Below are 10,148 nucleotides of genomic sequence, written 5' to 3'. Positions count from 1 at the left end.
CCGAGCGGGTAGGGATTACACATATCAGGGTGGTCAGCCGGACCAATTGACCTTCACGGTCCATCGCATTCCAAGCCGCTGTCCCCGCCACTGCAATAACGATCCCGGCCGTGCTGCTTCGCCGCATAAAGCATCTTGTCGGCCGAATCGATCAGCATGGCGGGGCTCACCTCCTGTTCGGCGGGTTTGCCGACCGCAATACCCGCGCTGGCGGTGACGTGGCCCAGCGGATGAGCTCTGTGCTCGAGCCTCAAGGATCGAATGGCCTCGAGAATTTCCTCAGCGACAAGCGCTGCTCCACGAAGATCGGTATTGGGCAGCAACACGGAAAACTCCTCGCCGCCATAGCGCACGGCCAGATCTCCCGGTCTTTTTACCGCATGCGCAATCGCCTGGCCGACGGCGCTCAGGCAATCGTCACCTGCCGCGTGCCCATAGCTGTCGTTGTAGAGTTTGAAGTGATCGACATCGAGCATGATCAGTGAGATCGACGAACCCTGGCGTCTGGCCAGGCGAATCTCGTCAAGCAGTGCAGTGTCCAGCCGCCGACGGTTGGCCAGTCCGGTCAGGCTGTCGGTCAGAGCCATGTCTTTCATGGCTTGGTGTGCCCGACGCAAATCCTTTTCCATCACCATTCGCTGGCGCAGTTGTCTCAAGACGATCAAGCCGAAGACCGTGAATGCGATGATTACCGACAACAGCACAAACCCGGTTTTGATCAGATCCCAGCGCCACGGCGCGATGATCGATTCGCGCGAAAGTCCGGTTTCCACCACCAGTGGGTACGTGCTCAGCGCGCGGTAGCCATACAAGCGCTCGGTGCCGTCGACGATGGCTTTCACCTCGGCGATCCCTTGGTTGGAAAAGGGCAGGTAGTTCTTGAACACCTCACTGTCGGCGAGGCTCTGACCGATGACCGAAGCGATGAAGGGACGACGCACGAGGATGGTGCCGTTGCGCAGCGCCAGCACCAGGGCACCCTTGTCGTCGATCTTGAAATCGCCGTAATAGTCGACGAAATAACTGACCTTGATCGTCCCCAGCAGCACGCCGGCGAAGGAGCCGTCCGGGTTATTCAAGCGGCGGGAAATCGGGATGATAAGGTCGTCGGTGGATTTGCTTGTGACGACATCTCCGATGCGCACGTTGCGATCGGTGTGAGTGCGGTGATACTGGAAGTAATCGCGGTCGGCGTTGTTCGCCGGGTCCGGTATGTTTTCCTTGTCGGTGACGATCCAGTGCCCGTCCGGGCCGTAGATGAACAGCCCATGCAGCTGCGGCATCAACTTGGCTTGCTGGACCAGCAACTTGTGGATGCGTGGTACGTCGATGTTTTGCAAGCCGTCACCTTCAACGCGCTCGCCCAGGGCGGCGGTCAATACGTCCACCTGGCGGATAGCGTCCTCGGCATGCTGCGCGGTTGCGCGAGCGAGGTTGGTGACCGAATCGCGCGCCGACGAGAAGGCCGCATGATAGTCACGCCAGGTGCGCCATCCTTCCACACCGAGAAACGCCAGAATGACCGTCAGCAGGAAAATCACGGTCAGGCGGAAGGCAGCGATATCACTCGCCGCTTTGATGGGAGCCGTTTCTGCGGCGTCATGCCCCTTGGTTTCGGGCATTTTACGACCGAGCATTCAAAGATCCTTATGCTTGTCATCTCTCATCTACTGAAAGATGACCATCCTTTTCCACTGGGGATTCAATTTATTGGCATGGTCAGGCGGCGGCCATTGGATCGTTCAAAGTCATGCCCGGTCAACATCTGTAATTGAAGCGCGCCTTGAGGTGAGACTTGTGAGCGAAATCATCACCGCCGGTGACTTGAACATCGACCTGCAAAACGCCAACGAAACCGGCCTGTTCAAATGGCTGCTGGCGAGTTTTCTGATGGGCAAAAGGATTCAGGGCGCGATCGCAGCGAAGGCGTATCAAGTCATAGTAGAGCAGCATCAAAAAGACACGCCGCAAAAGCTTGCGCAGTGTTCACACCGTCAACTGGTGTCGATGCTGGGGCAGGCGCGTTACGTTCGTTACGATGAAAGCACGGCGTCGCGACTGCTCGCGCTGGCCAACAAGCTCAACAGCGAGTACGCCGGTAAGGTCACTAATATCGTGGCGGCGAGCGCGGATCGTAAGGCGCTGGAGAAGCGCCTGTCCGAATTCGAGGGGATCGGGCCGAAGACCGTTGAGATCTTCATGAGAGAAGCGGCTGCGGTGCTGTTTTGAAGGCCCGATAGCAAACCAAGGCTCACATCGCAAAGAAGGTTCCCGCCAGTTCGCTCATCAGGATCAGCGTTCCGCCGGCGAATATCGCACAGCCCAGCAGAAACTGGAGTCCCGGGGCTACGCTCAGGCTTGAGGGGAAGCTCAGGTTTTTATCAGTTCTCATGTCGCGCTCCTGTTACCGATGAAAACTTTCAGCCACATCGATGGAACGGTTGCGCTGCGCCATTACGCGCTTGGCGACCACCGGCATCGTGGGCAAGGCGTCGTCGACGGCTGGATGTTCGCCTGCTGGCGGAACGGCAGTCTCCTCGGCGAAATTGTTCGGCAGCAGGGTGCCCAGGCCAAAAACATTCACCGCCATGCTGACTTTCAATCCCCGACAGGCCTGTTTGCAGTCCAGCTCAAAACCGGCGTATGCGTGCTCCATCAAACGTTGAAAATGTTCAGAGGTCAGTGCCGAGACTTTGCTGTTTTTCATGTTGATCACCTTGAGCAAGTGGCGACCCCGATCCGGGGCCGCCGGACGGGGTTCAGACATCTTTGCCTTGCACGTAACCGGAGCCCAGATCAGCACCGGTCACCGGCTCGCTGAGTGGGTCAGACGCCGTGCGGATCTTCATGGCTTCCAGGACCTCTGCGTCGTCAGCAGGGAGGCTGACCGTCGCCAGACCATCGCCGCCGTCGACTGCCGGCTCTGGGTTTTCCACGTACTCCCACGCACCGCCCTCGTTCCAGGGACCGCGCACATTTGGCTCGCCGGACATGTTGAAGTACTTGTTGGTGAACTCAGGCATGCCCGGCAGTTTGCCCTGCGGGAAGTTGGGCTGGATCGAATGCAGGGCTTTTTCGAAGGACTGTTGATGGGCGATTTCCCGCGTCATCAAAAAGCCCAGCGCCTCTTTGACGCCCGGATCATCGGTGATGTTGATCAAGCGTTCGTAGAGAATTTTCGCTCGCGCTTCGGCTGCGATGTTGGAGCGGAAGTCGGCGGTCGGCTCGGTGATCGAGTCAACGTAGGCCGCCGTCCACGGTACGCCAGCGGAATTGACCAGAGGCGCGCCTGCGCCATAGAGCAGGCTGGTGATGTGCGAGTCATTGCCGGCGCCATTCAGTGCGCGGTACAGCTCGCCTTCCTCCTGAACGCCCTCTGCCAGTTGGCCCTTGGCGCCTTTGTTGAGCATGACGATGATCGAGCCAACCACCTCAAGGTGGCTCAACTCTTCAGTGGCAATGTCCAGCAGAAGGTCTTTGCGCCCTGGATCTTCCTCGGCCAAGGCTTGGGTGAAATAACGCGCTGCCGCGGCCAGTTCGCCATTGGCGCCCCCGAATTGTTCCAAAAGCAGATTGGCCAGACCCGGGTTGGGCTCGGCCACTCGAACGGTGTACTGAAGTCGCTTGTTATGTATGAACATTCAAATTTTCCTCAGACCAGGCTATCGCGCCTCGACCCTTGTGGGCGTTGGCGCATGCATAGTTGTGAGGAGGGCGCGCAGCAGAAATTTCGTTTTTTGCCGAGTGGCAGGACGGGCGGCAGAGGGCGGAAAGTTCCGTAAACAGGACGGTTGGCTTAGCCACGTACCTCGACCAATGTGGGAGCGAGCCTGCTCGCGAATGCGGTACGTCAGCCACCGATTTGGCGGCTGATCCAGCGCTTTCGCGAGCAGGCTCGCTCCCACCTTGGTTCGTTTGCAATCAAGCGATTTTAAGCGCCCTCAGCACAGGCAGCGTTTGCTCGGCAAACACCTGCGCCTGTGCGGTCAGCGCGGCGATGTTGGCTTCAGCGGTGAGCAGCGGCTGGCCATTGTCGACCAGCACTTCACCTTGTTCGCTGATCACCCCCCACGCCAGTTGCGCCCATTCGGCCGGCTGCTGTTTGCCCTGTTTGATCGAGATCAGGAACAACTGCTGGAAGCGGCTGACCGTCACGCCACCACCGGTGACCGGGCTGGCCAAGGTCTGGATGTTGGCGCCGTACAGTGAGCGTTTGCACAGTTGCAGATTGAGCGCGGCGCAGCGACCGCTGACCTGCGACTCGGCGGCCTCGCTCTGGCACGGAGCGACAGCGCCCATACCGATCAGCACGGCCAGGGCTTGTTCGAGGTCGTCGTAAGCCATTGCAGTCTCGGAGAGCAATTGGCGCATTGATTTGGCCGCATAGTTCTGCGCCGCCAAGGCATCGAGCACCGGGCCGTAGATTTCCGCTTGCAGGGTCGCTTCGCCGGCAGGACCGGTGACCGAGCCCGCCACGGTTTCCCAGGCTTGCAGCAACGCGAAACGGCTGTGCAGCATTCTCGCCCGGCGTTCGGCAGCGGACAGGCGCGTCGCGCCACGCACGTACAGGTCGCGGCGGAAGTGCTGGTTGACGAAGTAGTCCCGCGCTTGCTCGCGCATGATCGGGTGTTCGATGGTTTCCAGAAAGTCCATGCCTTCGGCGCTCAGGTTGAGCGGGTCGACCGAGTCCAGCGGCACTGCCGTGGTGGCGTAGTCGAGTTTGGCCGGGGCCAGCGCGTCGACCATGTCGGCGAAGTACATGCAGTTCCAGTCGCGGTTGAAATATTCGTGGGCGACGTAGTGACGATCCTGGCCCTTGATGCTCTGCAGCCGCGCGCCGAGGCTCGGTGCCGCAGCGGCATACTTCGGATTGGCCGCGAGCAACGCTTCGGAAAACTCCAGTGCGGCGTCAATACGCTCATCGGAGCGCGCCGAGGCATTGGCGAAACGGTCATGCAGGCTGAACAGATTGCGCAGCGGCGCCGACGGCGACCAGCCGGGGAAGCAGTTGTAGCTGACGTAGAGCATGCCGCCCGGTTTAAGGTGGCGGCGGGCGAATTCGACGATCAGCTTCTGGTTGTCGCGGCTGACCCAGGTCCAGATGCCATGCAGGCTGATGCTGTCGAACTGCGGCAGATCGTTGCGTGCGAGCAGTTGTTCGAAGCTGTCGTCATACAGACGCGCGCCATTGTTGGCGGCAGTCGCGAGGTCGATGGCATGGGCCGCCATACCCGGGTGAAAGTCCGTACCGACAAACGAACCCGGGTTGGCGGTGGCGTGGATGTTGATCGACACGCCCTGACCGAAGCCCAGTTCGCAGTGCACGCCGTCGTTGCTTTCCAGCGTGGCGAACCCGCGCAACAACAGGCAGTAACGCAGGAACACCGGATTGATCTCCCGGCTATAGCTGTAGGTGTAGCCTTCGTCGGTGAAATAACCTTCGTTCCAGGCGTTGCTCATGGGTACAGCCTCTTGTTCTTGAAAGTGATGGCAGTCTTATAAGGGGTTGTGATTGCGCGCGACAAGTAGAAAAACCGGATACTTTCCCACGTCCACTGTAATACCCCTGTGGGAGCGAGCCTGCTCGCGAAAGCTTTTTTCCATTTTCAATCGAGTCGCCTGACACACCGATTTCGCGAGCAGGCTCGCTCCCACAGGGATCCTCAACAATTTCGAGATTTGTGGACCGATCACGCACCCCACGGCCCATTCGCGCAGGCATTTTGTCGCCAGCCGAAACTGTCATATTCCCTCCCACTCGTCTGCCCATAGTGACCAGCCCAACGCTGATTTCATGAGGCTGCACTGTGTTCCAACGTCTTCTGTGTTCGCTGTCCGTTCTGAGCCTGTCCATCGCCGCTGCCCACGCGGCCGAGCCTGTCATCCTTGATACGCCGCGCTTGTCCGGCATCGACAACTTTCGCGACATCGCCGGCATCACCACCGCGTACTCCACCGCCCACGACGGCTTTATGCGCAGCGGCGTGTTCTACCGCTCCAACGCATTGACGCCGTCGGCGGCGGATCTGGCGACACTCAATGGGCTCGGCATCAAAGCCATTTACGACTTGCGCACGCCCAGCGAAATTGCCGCTACGCCCGACACGATGATCACGGGCGCGGCCTATCGCAATATCGACATCATTGGCAGCACCACCTCGGGTGCGAACATCACCAATATCTCGTTCCACAGCGCCGCCGAAGCGGTGGCAATGATGGAGGAAACCAACCGCGCTTTCGTCAGCGATGCCGGCATGCGCGGGCAGTTCGGCCAGTTGTTCAATGAGCTGGCCAGTGTCGACGCTGCGCAGCTGTTCCACTGCACCGCCGGCAAGGATCGCACCGGCTGGACCGCCGCCGTGTTGCAGAGCATCGCTGGCGTCGATGAGGCGACGATCATGGCCAATTATCTGGCGACCAACGACTACACCGCCGCCCGTGTCGCCGCGACCCTGAAAGCGCTGCCGCCGAGCATGGCCGCTGTCTACGGGCCGCTGCTCGGGGTGCAGGCCAGTTACCTGCAGGCCGGTCTCGACCAGGTCGCCGCTGAGTACGGCAGCATGGACAACTACCTCAAGCAGGGCCTCGGTCTGTCCCAGGAAACCATTTACGTACTGCGCGGCAAACTGGTCGAGTACAACAGCTTGCCGGGGCAGGCCGGGCTGGTCGGCAACGCCGCCGCTGGTGCCGAATTGCTGCGGCAGTTGCAGAACTCCGAGCTGTCCGGCACCTACAGCGCCTACAACGACTACCTGCAATCGGCGATCGACGCCGGCACTCTGGGCGGTGTCGAATCGCAGGTCGGCGGTCAGGTCCACGCCGATGCGGCCAGCTACCTGCTACGGCAGAACGCGATGATCGAACAAGCCGCCGCGCCGTTCGCCAGCGGCAGCGATTTGAAGGTCGGCCAATACCGCCTCTGGAGCACCGCGCTCGCCAGCTACGTCGGCACCGACGGCTCAGCCCACGCCGATAGCAGCAACGAGCACAGCCAGGGCTTGATGCTCGGCATCACCCAGCGCTTCAGCGAACAACTCAGCGCGCGCGGCAGCTTTGGCTACAGCAAGGGCAGCGTGGGCGGCGCGGGTGGCGAGGCCGATACGGACTTCACCTTCCTCAACCTCGGTGTGCGTTACGGCCTCACCAGCCTTGAGCGCGGGATGTTTGTCGATGCCAACGCCAGCGCCGGTTATGTCGACTACGACAGCAAACGCGAGCTTGGCGGTGGCCTCGGCACAGCTAAAGGCGACAGCCATGGCAACCTCACCGGCGCGACCCTGGCGCTGGGTTATCGCGCACCGCTCAACGGCGTGACTCTCGAACCGAGCCTGGGCTTTCGCGTCAGTCATCTCGACTTGCAAGGTTTCAAAGAGAAGGGCAGTGAGCTGGCGCTCGACGTCGATGGCATCAAGCAGACCCGCCGCAGCGCGGTGGCCAATCTCGACGTGTCATTTGCCCCGGTGACGATGGGTGCGTGGCAGTTGGTCCCGGGTGTTCGCGTGGGCTATGAACGTGCGCTCGGCGATCAGCAAGTCGACAGCGAAGGCCACCTGCTGGGGCTGGATATCGAGCAGCGCGCGGCGTTCGACAATCGCGACCAGTTCAGCGGCGGCGTTAATCTGATGGCCAACCTCGGCGCCCTGAGTGTAGGCGCTGAGGTCGGGGCCAACGGTGGCGGTGACAGCCATGGTTTCAATGGCGGACTCAAGGCCAGTTACGCGTTTTGAACATAGCGAGCCCGGCAAATTGCCGGGCTCTTGCGCTCAAGCATGCTGCGCACGCGAAGGTTGCTGTGTGCGTGCCGGCTGCGCGCTGGGTTCGGGCAGCGAGGCGACATGCACGGTGCGCGCCGGGAAGGCGAACGTCGCGTCCAGTTCGGCCACCGCTTCCATGATTGCCAGATTGATGCGTTGCTGCACGTCCATGTAGACGTTGTAGCTGGCGTCCAGAACGATATATACCGTCTCGAATTCCAGCGCGCTCTCACCAAAACTGCGGAAATGGCAACGGTCGAAGCGTGCCTGTTTTTCGTTCTTGATGATGCTTTCAACGCGTTGAGTGATCTGGCGGATCTGTTCGCTGGTGCACTCGTAAGTCAGACGAAACTCGAACACCACCCGACGCTCCTGCAAGCGCTTGTAGTTCTGAATGGTGCTGCCGATCATGTCGGCGTTGGCCATGACAATCTGCTCACCGCCGAGACTGCGGATGCGCGTGGTCTTCAGACCGACGTGCTCCACCGTACCGGCCAGCGTGCCGACGACGATGAAATCACCCACCTCAAACGGCTTGTCGACGGCAATCGACAGCGAGGCGAACACGTCGCCGAGAATGTTCTGCACCGCCAGCGCCACCGCGATACCGCCGACACCGAGGCTGGCGACGAATGCAGTGATGTTGACGCCCAGATTCGACAGCATCGCCAGCAGAATAACCGCCCACAGCAACACCTTGACGCCCCACAGGCTTAAGGTCGCCAGGGCGCTCGCCTGAAAAGTGCCGGTCGCGTTATGCCGCGAGAAATACCGATGCAGCCCCAGCGCCAAGGCGCGGTTGGTCCACAGGCCGACCTGCAACGCCGCCACCACGAACCATAAACTGCTGACCCGGCCGAGCCAGCGCTCCGGCAAATCCAGCAAACCGATGCCGACCAGAATCGATGCCAACAGCAGCAACGTGGTGCTGGTCGCCGCCAGCACTTCGCTGGCCATGTAGGTCAGATGCCCATTGCCGGCGCTGGCCCGGGCCTGCACCTTGCGGAACACGAAACGGATCGCCGTGGTGGTCAGCAGATAACTGAGTGTCGCGGCGAGGAACGCCAGTACCCAGTTCGCCAGTGAAATTCCTAAAATCGTGTGAGCCGTGAAAAAGCCGATGAAATCCTCGGTCATGGAAACCCCCTTTTCGCCAAGTGACCTGTCTGGGGTTAGTCGCCCTGAGATTCCTGCTGTTCAATCAAATGCAGGTTTCGCCGGACCGAATGGTCAACGCCTGGCCTTCAACTCCGTTGGGCTTACGCCGTAAGCATTCTGAAAATACTGACAAAAGCGCCCGACATTGCAGAAGCCAAAGCGCAACGCCACCTCCGTCACAGAGCCTGCATTCCCGCGCACCAGCGCCTCATAGGCGCGCTGCAAACGCACCTGGCGCTGATACGCGACGATCGGCATCCCGACAAAACGTCGAAAGCCCTCCTGCAAGGCGCGCTGGCTGACATGGCTCAACCGCGCCAGATCCACGCCACTGACCAACTGCTGCGGATGCGCCTGAATAAACTCCATCGCCACCTTCACATGTCGCGGCGCCACACACGGCGCCGGCCCCCGTAATGCCTCGGTGAAATTGTGCGGCCACGCCTCCAGCACCGCATCGATCAACATCTCGCGCAACCGTGACGGCATCAGCGTGCCGCTGTTGATCAAGGCATCGAACTCAGTGCCCGTGGCCAGATCGATCAACGCCTTGAGGCCCTGAAATGCCGGGGTATTCAGATCCACGCTTGGCTCAAACACGATCTTCTGCACGACCGGTTTCTCCAGCAGCGCCGACAACCGCTCGGTGAGCTGCAGACGATTGATCGAAATGCCGTGATGCGCGTGATCATCAATAAAGCGCATCGAACGGATATCCGACTTGTCGATCGCCAGACCGATGCGCGCCATGCCAATGGATTCAGTGACGTGGTTGAAAACGATCTTGCCGGCGGTGGGGATGACGAAAGTGATTTCGTTCTGCGGATCGGGGAGGGCGACGCTGAAGTCGCCGTGGTAATGCATACGCCGAAAACTCACCCCGTCGTGCCGCCCGTAGACCCCGCCGATGATGATGTTGGAAGGTGGCGGCGGAGTATCGGCGTAGCGGTTGCCGAAGAGCCTGGAGAACAGGGCGCCGAAGTCGGAAGAGGTGAGGTTGTCGGAGCGCAGGATGATTTTTTGGCGGGGTGGGGAGGTGGCGGTGATGGGCGGCATTTTGGAATGCGGGCTCTTGGGGCGATGGCAGAGACTGGTAGAGCCTAGGGAACAGGCGTGACGGTTCAGTGACAGGACTGGAACCATGGACTGCTTTCAGGCAAAAGCAGACAGTCAATACTTGCACTTGTATATTCTCGGCAGACGGATCACCACGACCGAACAGACTCGGGAACGTAC

Annotated in this window: 9 protein-coding genes; 2 read left to right on the top strand and 7 right to left on the bottom strand. The window is 60.4% G+C overall.

The features are described 5' to 3' along the window. Positions 1-53: 53 nt before the first annotated feature. Positions 54-1,637: a sensor domain-containing diguanylate cyclase gene (locus D6877_RS05825; protein ID WP_130910145.1), complete on the bottom strand. Its 1,584-nt coding sequence runs from the start codon at positions 1,635-1,637 to the stop codon at positions 54-56. Positions 1,638-1,797: 160 nt separating this feature from the next. Here D6877_RS05825 and D6877_RS05820 point away from each other — a divergent pair, with 160 nt between their 5' ends. Further along, entirely contained in the window at positions 1,798-2,229 is a 432-nt protein-coding gene (locus D6877_RS05820; protein WP_130910153.1) for a DNA methylase, read from the top strand. Between the two features lie 22 nt (positions 2,230-2,251). Here D6877_RS05820 and D6877_RS29345 read toward each other — a convergent pair whose 3' ends face one another. The 4 genes from D6877_RS29345 to D6877_RS05800 all read right to left on the bottom strand — a co-directional run bounded on the left by D6877_RS29345 (position 2,252) and on the right by D6877_RS05800 (position 5,460). Continuing rightward, the gene (locus D6877_RS29345; RefSeq protein WP_156089134.1) at positions 2,252-2,392 is read right to left on the bottom strand and encodes a hypothetical protein; all 141 of its coding nucleotides are present in this window, start codon (positions 2,390-2,392) and stop codon (positions 2,252-2,254) included. 12 nt (positions 2,393-2,404) lie between these two features. Continuing rightward, a complete protein-coding gene (locus D6877_RS05815; protein ID WP_130910144.1) occupies positions 2,405-2,767 on the bottom strand; it encodes a hypothetical protein in 363 nt (120 codons plus the stop codon). Then, positions 2,760-3,641 (bottom strand): manganese catalase family protein, encoded by an 882-nt coding sequence (locus D6877_RS05810; protein WP_122881919.1) that lies wholly within the window; start codon positions 3,639-3,641, stop codon positions 2,760-2,762. The genes D6877_RS05815 and D6877_RS05810 overlap by 8 nt, the downstream gene beginning before the upstream one ends. Positions 3,642-3,921: 280 nt before the next feature. Next, positions 3,922-5,460, bottom strand: coding sequence for a class I SAM-dependent methyltransferase (locus tag D6877_RS05800; protein ID WP_130910142.1), 1,539 nt, complete (start codon positions 5,458-5,460; stop codon positions 3,922-3,924). A 347-nt stretch (positions 5,461-5,807) separates the two neighbouring features. Between D6877_RS05800 and D6877_RS05795 the strand changes: the two genes are divergently transcribed. Beyond that, the gene (locus tag D6877_RS05795) at positions 5,808-7,727 is read left to right on the top strand and encodes a tyrosine-protein phosphatase (protein ID WP_130910141.1); all 1,920 of its coding nucleotides are present in this window, start codon (positions 5,808-5,810) and stop codon (positions 7,725-7,727) included. A 36-nt stretch (positions 7,728-7,763) separates the two neighbouring features. Here the strand turns inward: D6877_RS05795 and D6877_RS05790 are convergent, their stop codons facing one another. Together D6877_RS05790 and D6877_RS05785 are read right to left on the bottom strand one after the other, a co-directional pair. Beyond that, a complete protein-coding gene (locus D6877_RS05790) occupies positions 7,764-8,891 on the bottom strand; it encodes a mechanosensitive ion channel family protein (RefSeq protein ID WP_016774365.1) in 1,128 nt (375 codons plus the stop codon). Positions 8,892-8,984: 93 nt separating this feature from the next. Continuing rightward, complete coding sequence (locus tag D6877_RS05785) at positions 8,985-9,968, bottom strand: helix-turn-helix domain-containing protein (RefSeq protein ID WP_130910152.1); 984 nt, start codon at positions 9,966-9,968, stop codon at positions 8,985-8,987. Between the last annotated feature and the right edge of the window lie 180 nt (positions 9,969-10,148).

This window comes from Pseudomonas sp. Sample_9 (genome assembly GCF_004307535.1).
Classification (GTDB): domain Bacteria; phylum Pseudomonadota; class Gammaproteobacteria; order Pseudomonadales; family Pseudomonadaceae; genus Aquipseudomonas; species Aquipseudomonas mercuritolerans.
This window is presented reverse-complemented; position numbering and strand designations above follow the sequence as displayed.